A 23414-nucleotide genomic window follows, 5' to 3' on the forward strand; every position below is an offset into this window, starting at 1 on the left:
ATTTTCTACATAGGAGGCCCGAGAACGAATGTCGAATATTTTTTACATGGGTTCGCTTGCATCTGGCTCTGCATACAGGATTCCGGCGGGGCGCCCGAAAGTCCGCTTGCCACCTTAACTTTGGACGGAAAGCACCCGCTTGCGTCGCATTGGCAACCGTTCCTGTCCTCAGGCCGCGTAGGCGCTCGTCCGGCCCGCTTCGCGCTCCGTCTCCGGCGCGTCGAGGAAGTCGCGGATCGCGGCCACGCTTTCGTCGGCATGGGTCAGCAGGAACAGGTGCCCGCCGCCCTCGACCGTGATGAGCCGCGAATTGGGGATCATCGCTTTCAGGATCTTGCCGTTCGCCACCGGCACGATCTGGTCGTCCTCGCCCATCATGATGAGCGTTTCCTTCGACAGGAAGGGGAGCGCGGGAAGGCTCGTCCAGCCCATCATGCACATCAGCTGGTAGAGATAGCCGCGCGGGGAAGGGGGCTTCAATCGCCCGATATGGCTGTCCTTCTGGTGCTCGGCCCCGTCCTTGTCGACGCCGCCATAGAGCGTGGCGAAATGCTCGTTCATGAATTCGGGGTCGATGTAGCGGCGCGGGTTCGCCATCTTGGTGAAGGCGGCCGGATTGCCCGGGATCATCGCCATGCCCGGCGTCGTCGCGATCAGGGTGAGCCGCCGGGTGCGCGCGGGATGCTGGAGCGCGAAGTGCTGCGCCATCGCGCCGCCCCAGGACACGCCCATGACATCCACCTCGCCAAGCCCGTAGCGCCCGAGGATCTGCGCGGCGGTCCAGCTCATCGTGAAGGGGTTGTAGGGGACGAGCGGCTCGGGCGATTCGCCGACGCCCGGCATGTCGAACATGATGAAGCCGCGCTCCGGCAAGGCGTCCGCCAGCGGGGCCACCGCCTCGATATTCGCGCCGATGCCGTTGAAGAAGAGGATGGGGAGATGGTCGGAGGGTTCATCGAGCCTCCATGCAGCAGTCCGTAGCGTCCGGCCGGCGACCTCTTCCATGGTCACGACCGCGTCCTTCATGGGGTCAGACACGTAATACCCGTCCTTTCGTGTGCGCCTTGCGATCCCCCGGTCGGGCGCTTTTTTTCATGGGTTGCCAAGGGGTGGGAGGCACGCTCGTGGATCCCTCACGGGCGTGCCTCCCATAAGCTCGTGGCCGCAGCCTTAGCAGCTTTCCGGCGGGTGTGCATCAATGCTTGCGGGGGACTGGGGTGAGCGGTCAACGGGCGGAGGCGTGCTTGACCTGGAGCGAAAGGCCCGCCTCGCGCGAGCGGTTCGCGCGGGCCGACAGGCTCAGCTCCACGACCACCTGCCGCTCAGGGAGCACCCAGGTCATCGATTGCAATCCAGGCTCGTCGCTTTCCTCGCCTTCGCCCAGCAGCGCGCAGGCCTTCAGCCGGTCGCGGTGGTATTCGAACGCATCGAGCGCGCGCAGATAGGCGTTCTCTCTGTCGGTGTGGTCCGCGATGTTCATGCCGCACAGCATCTTCGGCCCGAGCGGGGCGGGGAGCCAGATCGTGCAGGCATTGCCTTCGCCGATGTCGAGCGCCGGGTCGGGATCATACATCGCGCGGCGCGCGCCCTCGGCGAGTTCGGGGGCGAGCGCGGCGAAGGGCTGCTCCGCCCCGGCGGCTGCGACCAGCCGTTCGATCTCGGCGCAGGGCGAGGCGACCGCGGGCGCGGCGAGAAGGGCGGCCAACCCGGCGAGGCACGGGGCGAGACGCACGCCTACACTTCCTCGACGACGTAGAGGCCCGGCGCGGGGCCGACGGGCTTGTATGTCGCGTTGCCGAGCTTGGCGGGCGCCGCCTTCTTGTCGCCCGAGCGCGCCTGCACCCATTCCATCCAGAAAGGCCACCAGCTGCCCTTGACCTCCTCGACCCCGCCCAGCCATTCGTCCGCACTTGCGGGGAGCTTGCCCTTCTTCTTCTGGACGAAATACTTGGCCTTGGGATTGGTCGGCGGGTTGAGGATCGCCTGCATATGGCCGCTCTGCGAGAGCACGTAGGTCACGTCCTTCGAGCCGAACAGCTGGGTCGAACGGTAGGTCGCCTTCCACGGCGTGATGTGATCGGTCACCCCGCCGAGGATGAACAGGTCGCTTTTCACTTTCGACAGGTCGACCTTGTGGTCGGCCATCTCGACCTCGCCCTGCTTGGTGAAGGCGAGCGTTTCGTAGAGCGTCAGGAAATCGCCCATCAGGCTCGCCGACAGGTTGGTCGCGTCCGAATTCCAGTAGAGCACGTCGAAAGCGGGCGGGTCGGCGCCGAGGAGGTAGTTGTTGATGACGTAGTTCCAGATGAGGTCGTTGGGCCTCAGCCACGCAAAGCCGCGCGCGAGGTCGTCGGCCTTGATCACGCCCGCCTTCATCGCGCGCTGGCGGGCGAGTTCCATGCCGTGTTCGGAAACGAGCGAGCCCGCCTCGATGTCGGTCGCCTTGGGATGGAGGACGCACACCATCAGCGTGAGCGTTCCCATCAGGTCGGACTTGTTCGCGGCGAGTTTCGAGGCGAGCACGCTCGCGGTCTGCCCGCCCGAACACCCTGCGGAAACGTTGACCTTTTTCGACCCCGTGATCGCCGCGACCGCTTCCATCGCTTCCTCGCAGGAGGCGACGTAGTCCGCCATGCCCCACTTGCCCTGATCCTTGGTCGGGTTGCGCCACGAGATGACGAAGGTCTGGATGCCGTTATCGACCTGCCACTTCACCACCGATTTCTCCGGCGAGAGGTCGTTGATGTACATCTTGTTGATCTGCGGCGGGATGGTGAGCTGGGGGATCTCGTAGACCTCCTCGGTCGAAGGCGCGTAGTGGATCAGCTCCATCATCTCGGTGCGCAGCACGACCTCGCCCCTGGATGTCGCGATGTTCTCGCCCAGCTTGAACGGGCGCTTGTCGACCTGGCTGACCATGCCCTTGTTGTGGACGATGTCGTTATAGGCGTTCTGCAGCCCCTTGATGAGCGACAGGCCGCCCGAATCGATCAGCCGTTTCTGCGCGGTCGGATTGCCGGCGAGCGTGTTGGTCGGCGAAAGGCCGTCGAGGATGATGTTGGCGATGAAATTCGCGCGGTTCCTCTCCAGCTCGTCGAGCTCGAGATCCTCCAGCCAGCCGCGCATCCCCTTCTGCACGGCGAGGTAATATTGCACCCCGGCGCGGAAGAAGGGGTTGAACTGCCACGCGGGGTCCATGAAGCGCTTGTCCCTGGGATCGGGCGCGAGATCGCTCTTGCCGGTCATGATCCTGACCATGTCCTCGCCCATCTTCTGGGCGTGCTTGAACGTGCGTGCCGGATCGCTCGCCGTCTCGCGCAGCAGCAGCGCCACCGCGCCGACGAAATCCTCGCGCGCGACCCCGATCAGCGGCCCCAGCGCATTGGTCGATTGCGCCGCCTCGTTCTCTAGCCTGACCGTGTCCGCCATGATCCCCGTCTCCCCTTTCGCAGCATCGCGCCGATCGTGCGCCTTTTGCGGGCAGAGTGGCGCGCGCCCCGGCGCTTTGCAAGCGTCCTGCGCGCGCCGGGCGGTTCGGGCCATCGCGACACGTCCTTACCGTTTCTTTATCCATCCGGCCTAAGGCGGACGTGGCGGAAGGGACAACTCCAGTCGGGACCAGGACAGGTGGCAGGCTTTTTCGGGCGTATCAGGAAACAGGGCGACGAGGCCGCGAATGGGGCGGAGGGACCGGTCGCGCCCGCGCCGATCGCGGCGAGCGATCTTGCGCGCCGGGTGGAACTCCTCGACTCGCTCGAGGAAACCGGCGTCGGCTGGTTCTGGGCGAGCGATGCCGAAGGGCGGATGATCTATTGCTCGCCCGCCGCGATCGCGCCCTTCGACATCTCGCCCACCGAACTCGCCGCGCGCACGATCACGCAGTTGTTCGAGGAAGAGCGCAAGGACGAGGGCAAGGGCGAGGGCACGGCCCGCCCGCTCAAGTTCCTGCTCGCCGCGCGCGGCACGCTCGGGCCGACCCCGGTTCGCGTGAAGCTCGGCAAGGGCGAGACCTGGTGGGAGATCGCGGGCAAGCCGCGCTTTGCCAAGGACGGCAGTTTCGCCGGTTATCGCGGGACCGCGCGCGACATCACCGGCACGCACGAGGAACGGCGCAAGGCCGAGCGCGCCTCGCAATATGATTCGCTTACCGGCCTTGCCAATCGCTACCGCATGAGCCGCCAGCTCGAACAGACGCTCAAGGCTTATGCCCATGCCAAGCGGTCCTGCGCGCTGATGATGCTCGACCTCGACCGTTTCAAGCAGGTCAACGACACGCTGGGCCACCCGGCGGGCGACGAATTGCTCAAGCAGGTCGCGGGGCGCATCCGCCGGGTGCTGGGCGACCGGGTCGAGATCGGACGGCTCGGGGGCGACGAATTCCAGGCGATCATCCCCGACGGCGACGACCGCGGCGAGCTCGGCGACATTGCCCAGCAGCTCATCCAGATGGCCTCGCAGCCCTATTCGATCAACGGCAGCCGCGCGGTGATCGGGGTGTCGATCGGGATCGCGGTCGCGCCCTATGACGGGATCGAGCCCGAGGAACTGACCAAGGCCGCCGACCTTGCGCTCTATGCCGCCAAGGGCGGGGGGCGCGGGCAGCACCGCTTTTATTCGCGCGAACTGCGCGACCAGGCGAGCTTCCGCCACCAGATCGAACAGGACCTGCGCGATGCGATCCACGGCGACCAGCTGCGGATGCATTACCAGCCGATCGTCGATGCGAAGACCCACGAGGTCGCGTGCATGGAAGCGCTTATGCGCTGGGAACATCCGCAGCGCGGGATGATTTCGCCGGCCGATTTCATCCCCGTCGCCGAGGAAGTCGGCCTGATCCGCGAAATGGGGACCTGGGCGCTGAACGATGTATGCCGCACGGTCAGCACGTGGCCCGGCACGGTCAAGGCCGCCGTCAATGTCTCGGCGGTGCAGTTCGCGGCCGACGATTTCGTGGACGTGGTCAGGAAGGCGCTCAAGAGCTCCGGAGTCGATCCCGGTCGGATCGAGCTCGAGATCACCGAAAGCGTGTTCATGGGCGATGTCGAGCGTTCGGCTCGGGTCTTCGCCGCGCTCAAGAAACTGGGCGTGCGGCTCGCGCTCGACGATTTCGGCACGGGTTATTCGTCGCTCAGTTACCTGCGCGATGCGCCTTTCGACAAGATCAAGATCGACCAGAGCTTCGTGCGCGGCTGCGCTGGGCGCGACAGCAACAACCTCGCCATCGTCGCCGCCGTCGTCAGCCTCGCGGGTGCGCTCGGCATGGAAACGGTCGCCGAAGGGGTCGAGACGAAGGACGAACTCGACGCGGTGACGAAGCAGGGTGCGAGCCACATCCAGGGCATTCTGTTCTCGCGCGCCATGCCGGGCGAGGAGGTGCTGCGCCGGTTCGAGGAGGGCGAGCTTCACTTCACCCCGCGCGGGCCGGAAAAATACCGCGCCGAGCGGCGCACCGAATTCCGCCGGATCGGGCTCATCCACGGCGATCATCGCTACAACGTGTTCCTGCGCAACCTGTCGAAGACCGGGGCCAAGATCGAAGGTCTGCTGGGCATCGAGGTCGGGACCGAGGTGGTGCTCGACCTAGGCGGCGGGCAACTTGCGGTGGCGGTGGTGCGGCGGTCGGAAGGCTCGGCCCAGGGGCTCGAATTCGAAACCCCGCTGATCAGCGACGGGGCCGACGGCCTGTGCACCCGCCACCGGGTGTCGCCCTATCAGATCGAGCTCGCCGGAAAGCCGCTCCAGGCGCTCGGCGATGATCCCTATGCGGCGCTCATGACGATGCAGAATCGCGCCCCCAAGGCATTCATGGAAGTGCAGCTGAATTAACTTCCTAGGCCGCTAGAGGCCCGGAAATGCGAGGGTTTTCACGCCTCGTTAACTGCAAGCCTTAGCCAGAAGGCAAAGGGATTGGCGTTAGATGCGCCCCATGGAAGCGCGTGCCGCCAGGGAGGGAAACCGCAGGGAGAGGGAACTCGCCCCGCCGCTGCGCGCCTCCGGCGAGGGCGTCGCACAGGTGTCCGGCACCGCGAGGCTCCCACGGCCCTCTGGCGCTGCGGCGGCAACACAGCCGGACCGCCGCGGCGGCGAACGCCGCACCGCGCTGCGCGAGGGCGAGCGGCACACCGCGCTCAGGGCGGCGCGTCCCGAAAAGGCGAAGCGCAGCCAGGACTGGTACCTGCCGCGCCATTCGCGCGCGCTCGCGCTGCTGCTGGGGCTGGCCTATGTGCCCTGCGTGATCCTTGCCGGCGGCCTGCCGCAAGGGGCCTCGCTGGCGACCGGTTTCGCCTCCGTGTTCCTGCTCGCCGTCGCCTCGCTCTTCGCCGCGCTCGAGCGGCGCGAGGGGACGGGCATCGCCGTGCGCATCGCGGTGGTCGCGCTCGGCGTCGCGCTGCCGATGGGCTGCGCGGGCTATACGCTGGCGCACTGGGTCACGCAGGGCCTGCCGTGGCAATGGGCTCTGGCGACTCTCCTGTCGATCAACGCGGCTGCCGCGACCGTCTACCGCGCGCGGGTGATCTCGCTTTTCACCGGCAAGATCGCGAGCTGGGTGCCGTTCGCCCTGATCGATCCGAGCCCGCTGATGTTCGCCGCGATTATCGGCGGGGCGCTCGCCTTGACGCTGATCGCGCGGTTCGAATGGAAGGACGCCGAGGCCCGCCGCGCCCGCAGCGAGGCGCGCGACCGGGTCGCCGCGCGCGCCGAGGACATCCTCAGAAGCTTCGAGGAAACCGGAGAGGGCTGGTTCTGGGAGACCGACCGGCGCGGCGCGCTGACCTATATCTCGCCCAAGGCCGCGCACGTGCTGGGCAAGGAACCCGAACAGGTCATCGGACGCCCGCTGACGGAGATCGTCCACCCCGCGCCCGGCGCGTCCGATGCCGAGCGCACGCTCGCCTTCCACCTCTCGGCGCGCTCGGCCTTCCAGGACATCGAACTGCGCGCTGCGAGTGCGGCGGACGAGGGCGGGGACGGGAACGGGGAGGACGCGCGCTGGTGGGCGCTCACGGGGCGGCCGGTCTACGATTCCTACAAGAATTTCTGCGGCTTCCGCGGGCATGGCAGCGACCTCACCGAAAAGCGGCGCAGCCAGCAGCAGGTCTCGCGCCTTGCCCATTACGATTCGCTCACGGGCCTTGCCAATCGCGTGCAGATGAGCCGCGCGCTGGAACAGATCCTCGCCGCCCCGCGCGAGCGCGACCGAGCCTGCGCGCTGTTCCTGCTCGACCTCGACCGGTTCAAGCAGGTCAACGACACATTGGGCCACCCGGCGGGCGATGCGCTGCTGAAACAGGTCGCCCAGCGGCTCGAGCGGGTGATCGGCCCGGCCGGGCGGTGCGGGCGGCTGGGCGGCGACGAATTCCAGGTGATCGTCCCCGCGCCCCAGACCCGCGAGCACCTCGCCCATATCGCGCGCGAGATCATCGCCTCGCTGTCGCAGCCCTATACGGTCGAAGGCCACGCGGTGGTGATCGGCGCGTCGGTCGGCGTCGCGCTCGCGCCCGAGCACGGCACGACGAGCGAGGAGCTCATCCGCAACGTAGACCTCGCGCTCTACGCCGCCAAGGACGCGGGGCGCGGCTGCCACCGGTTCTATTCGGACGAGCTCCATTCCGCCGCCGAGGAGCGCGCCGAGCTGGAGAAGGACCTGCGCGAGGCGATCGCGCGCGGCGAGCTCGAACTCTACTACCAGCCGGTCGTCTATGCCGCGAGCGAGACGATCGTCGGGTTCGAGGCGCTGATGCGCTGGAACCACCCGCGCCGCGGCGCGCTTTCGCCGGGCAAGTTCGTGCCGATCGCCGAGGACGCGGGGCTGATCGACCAGCTCGGCCAGTGGGCGCTGAGGACCGCCTGCGACGACCTCGCGCGCTGGCCCGCCGGCATCCGCTGCGCGGTCAATGTCTCGCCGCTGCAATTCGCCAATCCCGAACTGCCCAATATCGTCGCCAACGCGCTCGCCCATTCAGGGATCGATCCCGCGCGGCTCGAACTCGAGATCACCGAGAGCGTCTTCATGGGCGATGGCGCCGCGACCGATGCCATGTTCGCGGCCTTGAAGCGGGTCGGGGTGCGCCTCGCGCTCGACGATTTCGGGACGGGCTATTCCTCATTGGGCTACCTGCGCAAGGCGCCGTTCGACAAGATCAAGATCGATCAGAGCTTCGTGCGCGGGGCGACCGAAAAGGGCAGCCGCAACGGCGCGATCATCGCCTCGATCACCAGCCTTGCCGAAGCGCTCGGCATGGACACGACCGCTGAAGGGGTGGAGACGCTCGACGAGCTCGAACTGGTGCGGATGCTCGGCTGCAGCCACGTGCAGGGCTATATCTACCACAAGCCGATGGACGCGCGCGCCGCGGGCGACCTCGTCGAAGGCGATTGCACCGCCCAGGCCGACGGCCCGCGCGCGGCGCGCCAGACGCGCACCAACCTGCTGCGCCGGGTGCTGGTGATGCACGCGGGCGGGGTCGACGATGCGACCTTGCGCAATATCTCCGAAGGCGGGGCGCTGCTCGAAGGGCTGTGGAACGTCGCCGAAGGGGCCAGCGTCGAGATCGAATTCTCCGCAGGCCGCCGGGCGCGCGGGGTGATCCGCTGGAGCCGCGCCAATCGCACGGGCATCGAATTCGACGAGCCGCTGCGCCGCCGCTCCGACGGCTCCTTCGCCGTGCTGCGCGGCACTCCCGCGCGGCTCGCGGGGTAGCCCGCAAGCGGGGCCGGGGCGCGCGCTCTTAGCGAAAAACTAACCAACCGCCTTTACGCGGGGGTGAGACCAGTAAGAGCCTCGCCTGCCCGCCGCATCCCACCGGGATGGAGCAGGGTGCAGCGAGGACCGGAAGCGGGAGGACCGACGCGACGTGCCCTTGAAGGGACTGCTGTCTTCGAGGAGCGGGAATGCCTCCGCACGGTCCGGCACGCAGGGGCGCGCCGGGGCCTCGCCGACCCTGTCCGATACCCAGAAGCTCGCCATGCTCGAGGATCTCGAACGCTCGGGGCTGGGCTGGTTCTGGGCGAGCGATGCCGAAGGGCGGCTGGCCTATCTCTCCCCCAGCGTCGCGCAGCGGCTTGACCTGCCGCTTGAGGAACTCGTCGGCCAGCCGGTCGCGCAGGTCTTCCAGCCCGCGGGGCTGGGCGGACGGGAAAAGCCGCTTTCGCTGAGGCTCGGCGCGCACAAGGCGTTTTCCGGCGTCGCCGTGCGCGCGGCGCGGCGCGAGGACGGCGCGGTCCTGCGGCTTGCCGGGCACCCGGTGTTCGACGATGCGGGCCGTTTCGAGGGCTTCCGCGGGACCGGCGCGGACATAACCGAGGAATTCTACCGCGAGGAGGAGACCGAGCGCCTCGCCAAGTTCGATTCGCTCACCGGGCTCGCCAATCGCCACCGCATGGCGCACCTGATCGAATCGACGCTCACCGCCTTCAAGGCGGCCAAGCGCAATTGCGCGGTGATGATGCTCGACCTCGACCGCTTCAAGCAGGTCAACGACACGCTCGGCCACGCTGCGGGCGACGAGCTGCTGAAACAGGTATCCGAACGGCTGAAGCGCGCGATCGATCGCGAATGCGAGATCGGAAGGCTCGGCGGCGACGAATTCCAGGTGATGATCCCCGACCTCGACGACCGCGGCGTGCTGGGCGAGATCGCGATGAAGATCATCTCCATGCTCAAACAGCCCTACAGCCTTGCCGAAGGGCGCTGCGTGATCGGTTCCTCGGTCGGCATCGCCATCGCCCCGCACGACGGGGTCACGCGCGAGGAAGTCGTGCGCTCGGCCGACCTTGCGCTCTACGCTGCCAAGAACGGCGGGCGCGGGCAGTTCCGGTTCTTCTCGGGCGAGCTCGAAAACGAGGCGATCTTCCGCCGCCGGCTCGAAGCCGATCTCGGCACGGGCCTGTCGGAAAACCAGCTCTTCCTCAAATACCAGCCGGTGATCGAGGCGAAGAGCCGCAAGGTGACCTCGCTCGAGGCGAGGATCTGCTGGAACCATTCGCAGCGCGGCGAGATCGACGAGGAGGAATTCGCCAGCATCCTCGAAGGCTCCTCGCTGGTCGCCGATGTCGGGCGCTGGTCGATCCGCGAGGCGTGTGCCCATGCCGCGCTGTGGCCCGACAGCGTGCGCGTCGCGCTGGGCGTTCCGGCCCCGTTGTTCAACGCGGAAAGCTTCGTCGACGATGTGGCCGAGGCGCTGTCGGAAACCGACCTGCCTGCCAGCCGGCTCGAACTCGGCATCAGCGAGGCGGTGTTCTTCGGCGATGCCAACCAGGTCGACCGCACGCTCGGCCGGCTGTTCAAGCTGGGCGTGCGCCTCACGCTCGACGAATTCGGCTCGGGCTATTCGAGCCTTGCCTACCTGCGCCGCGCGCCGTTCGACACGATACGCATCGACAGCCGCCTTGTCGCGGAGGCCGACCGCGAGGCGGATGGCGGGGGCAAGGGCGGGGCCATTGGCGGCGAGAACCGCGAGCTCGGCCTCGTGCGGGCGATCGTCGCGCTTGCCGGTGCGCTCGGGATGGACACGCTTGCAGGCGGCATCGAAAGCATGGCGCTCAACGACGCGCTGGTCGGCTGCGGGGTCGGCTTCGTCCAGGGCCCGATCTATTACGAGGCGGCCGAGCGCGAGACGGTCGAGGCGGAGATCATGGGCGGGGGCTGGCGGATCGACCCGTCGGCCGACCGCACCCGCCGCGCCCGCCGCCGCACGGTGCTGCGCAAGATCCACGTCATCCACGACGACCATTCCTACGAGGTCACGCTGCGCAACCTGTCGAAGACCGGCGCGCTGATCCAGGGGCTGATGGACGTGCCGAGGGGCACGCAGTTCGTGGTCGACCTGGGCGGCGGCCAGCTTGCCGTGGCGACGGTGACGCGCACCAATGGCGACACGCAGGGGCTCGAATTCGAACAGCACCTCGTCGAGGACGGATCGGGCGGGCTGGTGACGCGCAACCGCGTGTCACCCTATATGCTCGCCTCGGCCGGCGCGCCGCTCGCCGCGCTGTCGCCGGGCAGCTACAAGGCGATGGAAGGCGGTTTGGGTGAGGGCAAGTCGATCCCGCAATTCGGCTACGCGCCGAGCTATCGCCACGAACACGCCTGACGCGCCGTTCGCGGGCGCGCGGGGGACTTGCGTTTTTCGCGCATGACACCCGGGCGGCGCGGCGCTATTGCGCAGCGCAAATGACCGACCTTTCCAAGATCCGCAATTTCAGCATCATCGCCCATATCGACCACGGGAAGTCGACGCTCGCCGACCGGCTGATCCAGGTCTGCGGCGGGTTGACCGAGCGCGAGATGCGCGAGCAGATCCTCGACAACATGGATATCGAGCGCGAGCGCGGCATCACCATTAAGGCGCAGACCGTGCGGCTCGACTACACCGCGTCCGATGGCGAAACCTATCAGCTCAACCTGATGGACACCCCTGGCCACGTCGACTTCGCCTACGAGGTCTCCCGCAGCCTCGCCGCGTGCGAGGGCGCGCTGCTGGTGGTGGACGCCGCGCAGGGGGTCGAGGCGCAGACGCTCGCCAATGTCTACCAGTCGATCGAGCACGACCACGAGATCGTCCCCGTCATCAACAAGATCGACCTGCCCGCCGCCGACCCCGACAAGGTCAAGGCCGAGATCGAGGACATCATCGGCCTCGATGCTTCCGACGCGGTGCTCACATCCGCGAAATCGGGCATCGGGATCGAGGACGTGCTCGAAGCCATCGTTGCCCGTATCCCGCCCCCCACCGGCACGCGCGAAGCGCCGCTCAAGGCGAGCCTCGTGGACTCGTGGTACGACCCCTATCTCGGCGTCGTCATTCTCGTGCGCGTGCTCGAGGGAACGCTCACCAAGGGGCTGAACATCCGCTTCATGCAGGGCGGCACGCAGCACCTCGTCGACCGCGTCGGCTGCTTCACGCCCAAGCGCACCGACCTGCCCGAACTCGGCCCCGGCGAGATCGGCTTCATCACCGCGCAGATCAAGGAAGTCGAACAGGCCCGCGTCGGCGACACCATCACTACGGTCAAGAACGGCGCCGACAAACCGCTGCCCGGCTACCGCGAGCCGCAGCCGGTGGTCTTCTGCGGCCTCTTCCCCGTGGACGCCGCCGATTTCGAGAAGCTGCGCGAGTCCATCGGCAAGCTGCGTTTGAACGACGCGAGCTTTTCCTACGAGATGGAAAGCTCAGCGGCATTGGGCTTCGGCTTCCGCTGCGGCTTCCTCGGCCTGCTCCACCTCGAGATCATCCAGGAGCGCCTCTCCCGCGAATACGACCTCGACCTCATCACCACGGCGCCATCCGTCGTCTACCGCGTCCATCTTGGCCATACCAAGACCGAGGACGCCAAGGTCATCGACATCCACAACCCCGCCGACTGGCCCGACGTCAACCGCATCGAGATCGTCGAGGAGCCGTGGATCAAGGCGGTGATCTACACGCCTGACGACTATCTCGGCGCGATCCTCAAGCTGTGCCAGGATCGCCGCGGCATCCAGACCGACCTCACCTATGTCGGCGGCCGCGCGCAGGTGACCTACGAATTGCCGCTGAACGAAGTCGTGTTCGATTTCTACGACCGGCTGAAGTCGATCAGCCGCGGCTATGCGAGCTTCGACTACGAACAGATCGGGCTTCGCGAAGGCGACCTCGTCAAGATGAACATCCTCGTCAACAACGAGCCGGTCGACGCGCTCTCGCTGATCGTCCACCGCTCGGTCGCCGAGGAGCGCGGGCGGGGGATGTGCGAGCGCCTGAAAGATCTCATCCCGCGCCACCTGTTCAAGATCCCCATACAGGCCGCGATCGGCGGCAAGATCATCGCCCGCGAAACCATCGCCGCACTGCGCAAGGACGTGACCGCAAAGTGCTACGGCGGCGACATCACCCGCAAGAAGAAGCTGCTGGAAAAGCAGAAGAAGGGCAAGGCGCGGATGCGGGAATACGGGAACGTGTCGATCCCGCAGGAGGCGTTCATCGCCGCGCTCAGGATGGGGGAGGAGTGATCCTCCCCCGAGCCGTCAGCCTTCCGGCATCTCCACGTCATTGCCCAGCCGCGCCAGCACCGCGCTCGCATCGAAGCTCTCCTCGCTTCCGGCCGGGGCCCTGCCGCGATACATCTCGATCACGGCCGAGGCGCTGTAGCGGTCGCTCGTGGTGATCCTTTCGGCCGGGAAGGGCGCGCCGAGATAGGGGTCGTAGGTGTTCCAGCCATAGCCCGCGCCATAATAGTCCCAGGCCGGTGCCCAGCCCGGATAGACCGTCGGCACGGTGTCGATGTCGATGTCGGCCTCGGTCGCCTCGCGCACGACCTCGAAACCCTCATAGCCCTTCTGCCGGGTGAGTTCGGCGGCGCGGTAGAGCAGGTATTCCTCGACCGTCTCGCGGCTCGTCACCTCGTTGCCGGAAAAGCTCACGCGAAAGCGATCAGCGGCGATCTGCTCGCTCTGGTAGCCGAACTGCTGCCCCGGAGCCTCGGCGGACTGGTAGGGGGTGGAAGTGGCGCAGGCCCCGAGCGCGACGGACATTCCGAAAGCGGCGGCAACGGCGAAGGTGTGTCTGGTTCTTAACATAGTTAAGCTCCTGAAATAGCGTTATATTGTCCAATAACGGGTGGAGCGCGGATCGTTTCCGGTGCGCATGGGCCGATCGCGTTGGAATCGACCGGCGGGCAGGGGCCGCCAACCTTCACTTGGCGTTCAGCGCGGCTCTGGCTATACGCTCGCGCCATGACGACCCGGATCACGACGACACTTTCGCGCGCTGCCCTGCTCGGCGCGGCCGTCCTCGCCACCACCGCCTGCGGGGGAGGCTCCGCAAACGAGGACGTCGCCTATGTCGCGCGCGACGTCGAATCGCTCTATGCCGAGGCGCAGCGGCGGCTCGATCGCGGCAACACGATCCTCGCCGCGGCCCTGTTCGACGAGGTCGAGCGCCAGCACCCCTATTCGCCCTGGGCCCGCCGCGCGCAGCTGATGAGCGCGTTCAGCTATTATCTCGCGCGCGATTACAACAAGGCGATCCAGAACGCGCAGCGCTTCCTATCGATCCACCCGGGGAACAAGGACGCGCCCTATGCCTATTACCTGATCGCGCTGTCCTATTACGAGCAGATCAGCGACGTGAACCGCGACCAGAAGATCACCGAACAGGCGCAGGCCGCGCTCGAGGAGGTGAACCGGCGCTTTCCCCAGACCGAATACGCTGCCGATGCGCGGTTGAAGCTCGACCTCGTCGCGGATCACCTCGCGGGCAAGGAGATGGAGATCGGGCGCCATTACCAGCGCATGGGCCAGTGGCTCGCCGCCGCGATCCGGTTCCGCAACGTGATCGACGATTTCGACACGACCAGCCACACGCCCGAGGCGCTCTATCGCCTGACCGAAAGCAATCTCGCGCTCGGCATCCCTGAAGAGGCGGTGAAATACGCCGCCGTGCTGGGGGCGAACTATCCGGGCAGCAAGTGGTACGAAAAAGCCTACAAGCTGGTCGACAAGCACGCGCCGGACGTCCAGCCGAGCTAGGCTTCGGCGCCGTTCAATCGTCCAGCCGGGAGCGCAGCTGCGCGACGCGCGCGGCGTTCACGCCGTTGTCCGAATGGCCGACCCGCGAGGCCGAGCGCACGTGCACCGCGTCCTCGCCCCGGCGCAGTTCGAGATCGTCGACGAAGCCGAAGACGCGCGAGGTGAACTCGGCGGCGATGTAACCGTCCTCGCGCCGGGTCACCTGGCCGCCCATCGCCGCAATCGCGCCGGGCAGGGCATCCCAGCTTGCCGAGGCAAGCGGTTCGACCCGTTTGGCCGCCTCGGTCCCCGCTTCGCTCGAGACGCAATTGGGGCTGGCGGGGCAGGGCGCGAGCGTGCCTCCGGTCAGGCCGGGCGCGCTGCCCCGCTTCGAATACTGCCCGAGCGCGGCGAAGCCTCCCGCCCCAAGCACCGCGAGCCCGATGAGAGCGAAAGCGCCTGTCCTGATGATGCTCATTGTAACCTCTCCAAAGCCCTGCCGTCATAGGGCGCCGCCCACCCCGCCTGCAAACCGCGGATAGCTGTTCGCAAACCCGCTTTGCCCGCGTGACCGGACCGCGCGCTTGGGTTAACAGGTTTCCGCCATGCTGACCCGGCTTTCGATCCGCAACATCGTCCTCATCGAAGCGCTCGATCTCGAGTTTCGCGGCGGGCTCGGCGTGCTCACGGGCGAGACGGGGGCGGGCAAGTCGATCCTCTTGGATGCGCTCGGCCTCGTGCTCGGCGACCGGGCGGAAACCGCGCTGGTGCGCGCCGGAGAGGAAAAGGCGAGCGTCACCGCCAGCTTCGATTTCGCCGCGCTTCCTGCCGCGATCGCGGAGGCATTGGACGATGCCGGGATCGAGATCGAGCCGGGCGAGCCGCTGCTCATCCGCCGCCAGGTCAAGGCGGACGGCGGCTCCAAGGCTTTCGTCAACGACCAGTCGGCGAGCGTCGCCCTGCTGCGCGCGCTCGCCCCCGCTCTGGTCGAGCTGCACGGCCAGCACGACGACAGGGGGCTGGTGAACCCGCGCGGCCACCGCGATCTGCTCGACCGCTATGCCGGGACCGACCTTTCCGCGCTCAGCGCCGCGTGGCGCGACTGGGCGAAGGCCGAGGCGAAGCTGGCCGAGGCGCGCGCCGAGGTCGAGCAGGCGAGGGCCGACGAGGAATTGCTGCGCGCGCACCTTGCCGAGCTCGACGCGCTGACGCCCGAGGTTGGCGAGGAAGAGCGCCTCGCCGCCCAGCGCATCGACCTGCAGAAAGGCGAGCGCCTGTCGGGCGAGCTCGAGGAGTTGCGCCACATCTGGGAGGGTTCGGACTCGCCGCTCGCCTCGCTGCGGGTGGCGGCGCGCAAGCTCGACCGGATCGCGGAGGAACACCCGCTGCTGGCAGAGGCGCTGGCCGCGCTCGATAGGGCGGTGATCGAGGCGGGCGAGGCGGAGGAAACGCTCGAACGCGCGGCCGAGGCGCTTGTGCATGACCCGGCGGCGCTCGAGGCGGCGGAGACGCGCCTGTTCGACCTGCGCGCGCTCGCCCGCAAGCACCGCTGCGAGGTCGACGACCTGCCTGCGCTGATGGAGGAGATGCGCGGGAAGCTCGCCGCGATCGAGGGCGGGGAGGCGGAACTGGGCGCGTTGGAAAAGGCGGCGAAGGAGGCGCGCGCGGCTTACGTTGCGGCGGCCGATGCCGCGCACGAAGCGCGCGCGGCGGCGGCGAAGCGGCTGGACAAGGCGGTGGCGGCGGAGCTTGCCCCGCTGAAACTCGACGCGGCGCGGTTCCGGACGGCGATCACCGATCTGCCCGAGGACAAGTGGGGCGCCTTGGGCCGCGACGGGGTCGAATTCCTGATCGCGACCAACCCCGGCGCGGATTTCGCCCCGCTCGCCAAGATCGCGTCCGGGGGCGAACTCTCGCGCTTCATCCTCGCGCTGAAAGTCGCGCTGGCGGAAAAGGGCGGGGCGGCGACGATCATCTTCGACGAAATCGACCGCGGCGTGGGCGGCGCGGTGGCGAGCGCCATCGGCGAGAGGCTGGCGCGGCTGGCGTCGGACGAGGGGCAATTGCTGGCGGTGACGCATAGCCCGCAGGTCGCGGCGCGCGGGGGGCAGCACTACCTCATCGCCAAGGCGTCCAGCGGCACGGTGACGAAGACGAGCGTGGTGCTGCTCGACAACGCCGGGCGGCAGGAAGAGATTGCACGGATGCTCTCCGGCGCGGAGGTCACGCCCGAGGCCCGCGCGCAGGCGGATCGGCTGCTGGAGGGGGTGTGATGGCAGAGGCAAAGATCGCACAAGTCCCCTCCTCACGGGAGGAGGGTGTTGGGGGTGGTGGACGCCTATGACCGACACAGCCAACCTCACCGAAGCCGAAGCCGCGAACGAGCTGATGCGGCTCGCCAAGGCCATTGCGAAGCACGACCGGCTCTATCACGCCGAGGATTCGCCGGAAATCTCCGACGCCGAATACGATGCGCTGGTGCGGCGCAATGCGGAGCTGGAGGCGGCTTTCCCGCATCTGGTGCGCGAGGACTCGCCGTCGAAGAAGGTCGGGCACGCGGTCGCCGCTTCGCCGCTTTCCAAGGTCACCCACGAGGTTCGCATGATGAGCCTCGACAATGCCTTCTCGCCAGAGGAAGTCGAGGAATGGGCCGCGCGGGTGCGGCGCTATCTGGCGCTTTCCGAGGACGAGCCGCTCGCCTTCACCGCCGAGGACAAGATCGACGGGTTGTCCTGCTCGCTGCGATACGAGGACGGACGGCTGGTCCGCGCCGCGACCCGTGGGGACGGGCAGGTGGGCGAGGACGTGACCGCCAATGTCGCGCACATCGCCGACATTCCGCAGGAATTGCCGAAAGGCGTTCCGAGCGTCTTCGAAGTGCGCGGCGAGGTCTACATGGAGCGCGCCGCCTTCGCCGACCTCAACGCCCGCCTGATGGAGGACGCGCGCGCCGCCGCCGAGGCGAAGGACGAGGAATTCGACGCATCCAAGGTCCGCCAGTTCGCCAATCCGCGCAATGCGGCGGCGGGCTCGCTGCGGCAGAAGGACGCGAGCGTCACCGCGAAACGCCCCTTGCGGTTCTGGGCGCATGGCTGGGGCGCGGTGAGCGATGTTCCGGGCGAGACGCAGGAAGAGGTGGTCGAAGCCCTGCGCGGCTGGGGCTTTCCGATCTCGCCGCTGTTCACGCGGGTCGAGAGTGTCGAGGGCCTGCTCGCGCAATACGAGCGCATCGGCGCGGCGCGGCCGGACCTCCCTTATGAAATCGACGGGGTGGTCTACAAGGTCGACCGGCTCGACTACCAGCAGCGCCTCGGCTTCGTGGCGAAAGCCCCGCGCTGGGCCTTGGCGCACAAGTTCCCGGCCGAGCGCGCCGAGACCGTGCTGGAGGCGATCGACATCCAGGTCGGGCGCACCGGGAAGCTGACGCCGGTGGGCCGCCTCGCGCCGGTGCTGGTGGGCGGGGTGACGGTGACGAACGTGACGCTCCACAACCGCGACGAGATCGCGCGCCTCGGCGTTCGCCCCGGCGACCGGGTGGTGATCCAGCGCGCAGGCGATGTCATCCCGCAGGTGGTCGAGAACCTGACGCGGGAGGAGGAGCGCGAGCCCTTCCAATTCCCCGACCACTGCCCGCGCTGCGGCAGCGAGGCGGTGGCGGAAGAAGGCGAAGTCGACGTGCGCTGCACCGGCGGGCTGATCTGCCCGGCCCAGCGCACCCAGCGGCTCGAACATTTCGTCAGCCGCAAGGCGCTCGACATCGACGGGTTCGGGACCAGGACCATCGCCCAGTTCTTCGACCTCGGCTGGCTCGAAAGCCCGGCGGACATCTTCCGCCTCAAGGAACGTCGGGATGACATCCTCGCGCTCGAGGGGTGGCAGGACAAGTCTGTGGATAACCTGTTGGCGGCTGTGGAAAACCGGCGCGAGCCCGACGCGGCGCGGCTGCTTTTCGGGCTCGGCATCCGCCATGTCGGCGAGGTCACGGCGCGCGACCTTCTCAAGAACTTCCACGAGCTTCCCGTCATCCGCGACCTCGCGGAACGGGCACGCGCCGGGGACGAGGAGGCGGCCGCAGAACTCACCGCAATCGACGGGATCGGGCCGAGCGTGGTCGAGGCATTGGGCGACTTCTTTCACGAACCGCACAATGTCGCGGTGTGGGAGGACATTCTCGGCCTCGTGAACCCGCCGCGCTACGAGGTCGAGACGCTCGACAGCCCGGTGGCGGGCAAGACGGTCGTCTTCACCGGCAAGCTGGAAACCATGAGCCGCGATGAGGCCAAGGCGCAGGCCGAACGATTGGGCGCGAAGGCTGCGGGCAGCGTCAGCGCCAAGACCGACCTGCTGGTCGCCGGGCCGGGCGCGGGGTCTAAGCTGAAGAAGGCGCAGGAACTCGGCATCGAAGTGATCGACGAAGCGGGCTGGGCGGAAATCGTCGCGAAGGCCGATGCCGGGGCCGGGCCATGAGCGACCTGCTGCGCGAACTCCACCCGCTTGCCGCTCGCATTGCGGACCGCTTGCGGGCGCGGGGCGAGAAAGTCGCGGTCGCCGATGGAGCCACCGGCGGGCTGGTCGCGGCCAGCCTCCTGACCGTGCCGGGCGCGCTCGATTTCTTCGTGGGCGGCGGGGTGGTCTATTCGCTGCGGGCGCGCGACGTGCTGTTCGCGCTTCCCCGCGAGGCTTACAAGGGGATGCGCGGGGCGAGCGAAGACTATGCGCTGCTGCAGGCGCGGGCGATCCGCGACAACTTCGGCGCCGAATGGGGTCTTGCCGAAAGCGGCTCCGTAGGCGGCTCTTCGCATCCCACTGGAGCGCCTGCGGGCCGCAGCGTGGCGGCGCTTGCGGGGCCGGACGGGGAGGTCTGCGCCGTGCTCGAAACCGCCAGCGACGATCGCATCGCGAACATGGCCGCCTTCACCCGCAACGCGCTCGACCTGCTCGAGAAAACGCTCGCCGAAGCCTAGTCGTTCGGCATGATGTAGATCTCGCGCACCGCCGCCGTTTTCGGCTGCTCGAGCGCGTAGACCACCGCGTTCGCCACGTCCTCTGGCTGGATCTTGGTCGGCTTGGGCTCGTCGAAGAAAGCGGTGTTGACCATGCCCGGCGCGATCACCGTGCAGCGCCCGCCCCAGTCGCGCATCTCCTCGGCGAGGTTCTCGCCGAAGCCGTGGACGAACCACTTGGTCGCAGAATAAACCGAGCCTTTCATATTGTCGCGGCCCGCCTTGGACCCGGTGACGAGGAAATGGCCCTTGGTCTTTTTCAGATGCGGGATCGCCGCGTGCGCGAGGTAGAGCACGGCGAGGATGTTGATGTGGATCATGCGATGCCAGTCGTCGGGATCGCCCTTCTCGACGCCCGGCGCCGACGCGCCGGTCCCGGCATTGGCATAGACCGCCTCGATCCCGCCGAACCGGTCCGCGGTCTTCGCCAGCGCATCGCGCACCGCATCGCGGTCGGTCGCATCGCAGGGGAGGGCGAGGGCATTGTCGCCGATTTCTCCCGCCAGCTTTTCCAGCTTGTCCGCAGAGCGCGCGACCAGCGCGACGTTCCAGCCCGCCTGCGCCGCCGCGCGGGCGGTCGCCGCGCCGATGCCGGAGGAGGCTCCGGTGATGAGCAATGTCTTGGCCATGATGCTTGTCCTTTCACCCGGTCAATGGTGCGGGCGGGCGGGGCGTTCCGACAATCCTAGCGTGCGGCTGCGCGCGGGACCCATTTCATCACGCCCCCGGCAAGCGGAGTCCACCAGCCGGTCGCGATCCCCGCGCCGGCCAGCCGGTCGCTGGTCCACTGGTTGCAGGTCTTGCCGAGATGATAGGCGCCGCGTGCCGAATAGAACACGTCGTGGTCCTCGTAGCCCTCGAACACCTGCGGGTCCGGTTCGAGATCGGCGGCGATCGCCTCGGCCAGTGCGCGGTATTGCGCCGGCGTGACGCGCAGCTCGCGGAAATTCCCGGACGGGGCGGGGCGGACATACCACGCCACGTGCAGCAGCGCCTCGCCTCCGAAAAGCGCGCCCAGCGCGTTGCCGAGTTCCATCTCCGCCCAGGTCGGCGTTTCGAGGAAGAAGTCCCGCTCGCCCCAGCTCACCGCGACATGGGTATAGGCGCGCCGGGGCTCCGCGAGATCGGCAGGTGAGAAATGCGCGCGCCAGTCGTGCCCCTCGGCAAGGACGGGCATGACGATCTCGGTATGCACGCCGTTATGCGCGAGCAAGATCGTGACGCCGCGCGCGGGTTCCTCCCAGTCGGCGTTGCGCGGGATCGAGGAGCCGATCCATGCGGTACCGGCAAACAGGACGGGCAGGGCGACAATCGCGAGCGCGGCGCGGGTGAGCCAGCGGCGCAGCGGCCTAGCGGCCACGGCGCTTTCTCAGCCACAGGATCGCCCAGTCGCCGCGCTGGAGCCGCGCGACGAGATGCAGCCCGGCGCGGCGATAGGCGCGGCGCACCTGCGCCTCCTGCTCGCCCGCCAGCAGCCCGGCGAGCAGCACGCTGCCCCCCGGCGTGACATGGCGCGCGAAATCGGGGGCGAGTTCGACAAGCGGCCCGGCAAGGATATTGGCGATGAGGAGGTCGTAGGGCGCGTTCACGCGCAACAGGTCGTGCTCCATCCCCTCGGCGACGACGAAGGCCATCTGGCCGGGGCGCGGGCCGAGCGCTACCCGGTTGAGCGCGGCGTTCTCCGCGACGACCTCGGCGCAGACCTCGTCGATGTCGGACGCGGTGCAATTGGCCAAGGGCCACAGGCGCAGCCCCGCGAAGCCGAGCAGGCCCGTGCCCGTCCCGATATCCGCGATGCGCCGTGCGACGAGGCCGCTCGCCTTCATCTGCGAGAGCATTTCGAGGCAGCCGGCGGTGGTGCGGTGCTGGCCCGTGCCGAAAGCCTGGCTCGCCGGGATGACGAAATCGATTTGCTCCGGGTCGGGCGGGAATTCGGGCGTGTGGACGTGGAAGCGCCCGGCGCGGATCGGCTGGACGTTCTGCTGCGAGAGGGTCAGCCAGTCCTGCGCGGGCAGGCGCTCGACCGCGATTTCGGGCGGGTTGTCGGCGAACAGCCCGGCGAGCGCGGCTTCCTGCTCGGCCCCCGGTTCGCGCGGATACCAGGCTTCGAGCACCCAGTCCTCGGGGCGGTCTTCGGCCAGTTCGCGGCCCGCTATGACGAGGTCCGCGTCCCAGTCCTCGATCTCGTCATGGACGAGCAGCGCCTGCTGCACCGCGCGTTTTCCGGCGTGCGCGGTGAGCTTCCACGTCGCGCCCGTATCGTCGGTGTCAGCGGACAAAGCTCGCCCCGTTCGCATCGATCACCGCGCCCGTCATGCTCGGCGGCGCATCGAGCGCGCAGAAGGCGGCGATGGTCGCGATTTCCTCGGGCTCGGCGACGCGGCCCAGCGGGATGTCGGCGAGCAGGCCCGGCCCGCCGCGGCTTTCAAGGTAGTCGCCCGCCATGCTGGTGTCGGTGAAGCCCGGCGTGATCGCGTAGCTCAATACGCCCATGTTGGCATAGGCGCGCGCGATGGTCTTGTGCATGGCGACCATGCCGCCCTTGGCCGCGGCATAGTGCCAGTGCGCGGGCGAATCCCCGCGATAGGCCGCGCGGCTCGCGACATGGACGAGCCGTCCGCGAACGCCGTCCTCGCCCGCATCCCCGTCGAGCCAATGGAGCACCGCGAGCCGCGACAATTGCGCTGCGGCGGTAAGGTTGATGCGCAGCGTGTCCTCCCACGCGTCGAGCCATTCGATGTCGGAGCGTTCGAGACGCGAGGCTTCGAACAGGCCGGCGTTGTTGATGACCGCATCGATCCGCCCGCCGCCCGTCTCGAGCGCGGCTTCCCACAGCAATTGGGGCGCTGCCGGATCGGTGAAATCGGCGGCGATTTCGCCGTCCCCGCCGCGCGTCGAATGGCCGATCACCGTGACCCCGCGCGCGGCGAGCGCCTCGCGCACCGCCGCGCCTATGCCCCGGCTCGTCCCCGTAACAAGAATGACACTCATGCAAGCCCCTATCCCGAAATTTGCAAGCGGAGTCGAGTTCTCGCCGCTTGCCCTATGCCGCAGCATCGTTAAGTGAGTGCCGGAATATCAATGCGACATGGGACGATCATGAGTCAAAGAGACCATCACAGCGCAAGGCCGCTGTCGCCGCATCTCCAGATCTGGCGCTGGGGGCCGCATATGCTGGTCTCGATCCTGCACCGCGTTTCGGGTTCCGCCATGGCGCTGGTCGGCCTGCCGCTGCTGGTGTGGTTCCTGGGCGCTCTCGCGAGCGGGCCGGAGGCGTTTGCGACCTTCACCTTCTGGATGGGCTCGCCGATTGGCCTGGTCGTTCTGTTCGGCCTGTCCTGGGCCTTCTTCAACCACATGATGAGCGGGCTACGCCACTTCGTGCTCGACATCGGGGCGGGCTACGATCTCGACGTCAACCGCTTCTGGTCGATTGCCTCGCCCGTCATCGGCGTGCTGCTGACGCTGGCGCTGTGGTCCTACCTGCTGTTCGCGAAGGGAGCCTGACCAATGGGTAACGGCACTTCGATCGGCCGCGTGCGCGGCCTCGGCCCGAGCCACGAAGGCGCGCATCACTGGCTGCTGCAGCGCACCACGGCGGCGGGCAATCTCATCGTCATGGCGTGGCTGATCGTCAGCTTCGCGATGCTGTCCGATTTCTCCCATGCCGGTGTCTCGACATGGCTCGCCCAGCCGATCGCGGCGGTCCCGATGGCGCTGCTCACGATCAGCCTGTTCTGGCACGCCCGGCTCGGCCTGCAGGTCGTGATCGAGGACTACATCCACGAGCCCGGTTCCAAGTTCGCGCTGATCACGGCGCTCAATCTCGCGGTATTCGGCGGCGCGGGCTTTGCCCTGTTCAGCGTCGCAACCCTCGCATTCGGAGCAAAGGCTTAATGGCAAGCGCACCCGCCAATGATGCA

19 protein-coding genes are annotated in these 23414 nt (G+C 67.8%); 10 read left to right on the plus strand and 9 right to left on the minus strand.

The window, feature by feature from the left end; all coding sequences use genetic code 11:
• Positions 1 to 168 precede the first annotated feature (168 nt).
• The 3 genes from G9473_RS03780 to G9473_RS03790 all read right to left on the minus strand — a co-directional run bounded on the left by G9473_RS03780 (position 169) and on the right by G9473_RS03790 (position 3429).
• A complete protein-coding gene (locus tag G9473_RS03780) occupies positions 169 to 1038 on the minus strand; it encodes an alpha/beta fold hydrolase (RefSeq protein ID WP_291136157.1) in 870 nt (289 codons plus the stop codon).
• Between the two features lie 187 nt (positions 1039 to 1225).
• Positions 1226 to 1732, minus strand: coding sequence for a hypothetical protein (locus G9473_RS03785; protein WP_291136158.1), 507 nt, complete (start codon positions 1730 to 1732; stop codon positions 1226 to 1228).
• A 2-nt stretch (positions 1733 to 1734) separates the two neighbouring features.
• Positions 1735 to 3429, minus strand: coding sequence for an alpha/beta fold hydrolase (locus G9473_RS03790; RefSeq protein WP_291136160.1), 1695 nt, complete (start codon positions 3427 to 3429; stop codon positions 1735 to 1737).
• 198 nt (positions 3430 to 3627) lie between these two features.
• Between G9473_RS03790 and G9473_RS03795 the strand changes: the two genes are divergently transcribed.
• The 4 genes from G9473_RS03795 (at position 3628) to lepA (ending at position 12991) form a co-directional block, all read left to right on the plus strand.
• A complete protein-coding gene (locus G9473_RS03795) occupies positions 3628 to 5826 on the plus strand; it encodes an EAL domain-containing protein (RefSeq protein WP_291136162.1) in 2199 nt (732 codons plus the stop codon).
• Positions 5827 to 5926: 100 nt separating this feature from the next.
• Complete coding sequence (locus tag G9473_RS03800) at positions 5927 to 8701, plus strand: EAL domain-containing protein (RefSeq protein WP_291136164.1); 2775 nt, start codon at positions 5927 to 5929, stop codon at positions 8699 to 8701.
• A gap of 154 nt (positions 8702 to 8855) precedes the next feature.
• Positions 8856 to 11093 (plus strand): EAL domain-containing protein, encoded by a 2238-nt coding sequence (locus G9473_RS03805; protein WP_291136166.1) that lies wholly within the window; start codon positions 8856 to 8858, stop codon positions 11091 to 11093.
• 80 nt (positions 11094 to 11173) lie between these two features.
• A complete protein-coding gene (lepA, locus tag G9473_RS03810; protein ID WP_291136168.1) occupies positions 11174 to 12991 on the plus strand; it encodes a translation elongation factor 4 in 1818 nt (605 codons plus the stop codon).
• A 15-nt stretch (positions 12992 to 13006) separates the two neighbouring features.
• Here the strand turns inward: lepA and G9473_RS03815 are convergent, their stop codons facing one another.
• Complete coding sequence (locus G9473_RS03815; RefSeq protein WP_291136170.1) at positions 13007 to 13558, minus strand: hypothetical protein; 552 nt, start codon at positions 13556 to 13558, stop codon at positions 13007 to 13009.
• A gap of 156 nt (positions 13559 to 13714) precedes the next feature.
• Between G9473_RS03815 and G9473_RS03820 the strand changes: the two genes are divergently transcribed.
• Entirely contained in the window at positions 13715 to 14509 is a 795-nt protein-coding gene (locus G9473_RS03820; RefSeq protein ID WP_291136172.1) for an outer membrane protein assembly factor BamD, read from the plus strand.
• 13 nt (positions 14510 to 14522) lie between these two features.
• Here G9473_RS03820 and G9473_RS03825 read toward each other — a convergent pair whose 3' ends face one another.
• Positions 14523 to 14966: a DUF1499 domain-containing protein gene (locus G9473_RS03825; protein WP_291136174.1), complete on the minus strand. Its 444-nt coding sequence runs from the start codon at positions 14964 to 14966 to the stop codon at positions 14523 to 14525.
• 127 nt (positions 14967 to 15093) lie between these two features.
• Here G9473_RS03825 and recN point away from each other — a divergent pair, with 127 nt between their 5' ends.
• From recN to G9473_RS03840, 3 genes are all read left to right on the plus strand, one after another.
• A complete protein-coding gene (recN, locus tag G9473_RS03830) occupies positions 15094 to 16761 on the plus strand; it encodes a DNA repair protein RecN (protein ID WP_291136176.1) in 1668 nt (555 codons plus the stop codon).
• A gap of 67 nt (positions 16762 to 16828) precedes the next feature.
• On the plus strand, positions 16829 to 18955 hold the full coding sequence (gene ligA / locus G9473_RS03835; protein ID WP_291136178.1) for an NAD-dependent DNA ligase LigA: 2127 nt from the start codon (positions 16829 to 16831) through the stop codon (positions 18953 to 18955).
• On the plus strand, positions 18952 to 19452 hold the full coding sequence (locus tag G9473_RS03840) for a CinA family protein (RefSeq protein ID WP_291136180.1): 501 nt from the start codon (positions 18952 to 18954) through the stop codon (positions 19450 to 19452). Before ligA ends, G9473_RS03840 begins: the two co-directional genes overlap by 4 nt.
• On the opposite strand, the gene G9473_RS03845 is transcribed toward G9473_RS03840, so the two are convergent.
• From G9473_RS03845 to G9473_RS03860, 4 genes are read right to left on the minus strand one after another with little or no spacing between them, the layout of a single operon-like run.
• Positions 19449 to 20120: an SDR family oxidoreductase gene (locus G9473_RS03845; protein ID WP_291136182.1), complete on the minus strand. Its 672-nt coding sequence runs from the start codon at positions 20118 to 20120 to the stop codon at positions 19449 to 19451. The two genes, G9473_RS03840 and G9473_RS03845, sit on opposite strands and share 4 nt — an antisense overlap.
• A gap of 56 nt (positions 20121 to 20176) precedes the next feature.
• Positions 20177 to 20851: a DUF2459 domain-containing protein gene (locus G9473_RS03850; protein WP_291136184.1), complete on the minus strand. Its 675-nt coding sequence runs from the start codon at positions 20849 to 20851 to the stop codon at positions 20177 to 20179.
• Positions 20841 to 21770 (minus strand): 50S ribosomal protein L11 methyltransferase, encoded by a 930-nt coding sequence (locus G9473_RS03855; RefSeq protein WP_291136186.1) that lies wholly within the window; start codon positions 21768 to 21770, stop codon positions 20841 to 20843. Before G9473_RS03855 ends, G9473_RS03850 begins: the two co-directional genes overlap by 11 nt.
• Positions 21760 to 22482, minus strand: coding sequence for an SDR family NAD(P)-dependent oxidoreductase (locus G9473_RS03860; RefSeq protein WP_291136188.1), 723 nt, complete (start codon positions 22480 to 22482; stop codon positions 21760 to 21762). Before G9473_RS03860 ends, G9473_RS03855 begins: the two co-directional genes overlap by 11 nt.
• Before the next feature lie 108 nt (positions 22483 to 22590).
• Between G9473_RS03860 and sdhC the strand changes: the two genes are divergently transcribed.
• Complete coding sequence (gene sdhC / locus G9473_RS03865) at positions 22591 to 22998, plus strand: succinate dehydrogenase, cytochrome b556 subunit (RefSeq protein WP_291136190.1); 408 nt, start codon at positions 22591 to 22593, stop codon at positions 22996 to 22998.
• Between the two features lie 3 nt (positions 22999 to 23001).
• Entirely contained in the window at positions 23002 to 23388 is a 387-nt protein-coding gene (gene sdhD, locus G9473_RS03870; RefSeq protein WP_291136192.1) for a succinate dehydrogenase, hydrophobic membrane anchor protein, read from the plus strand.
• Positions 23389 to 23414: the final 26 nt, after the last annotated feature.

This window comes from Erythrobacter sp. (assembly GCF_011765465.1).
Classification (GTDB): domain Bacteria; phylum Pseudomonadota; class Alphaproteobacteria; order Sphingomonadales; family Sphingomonadaceae; genus Erythrobacter.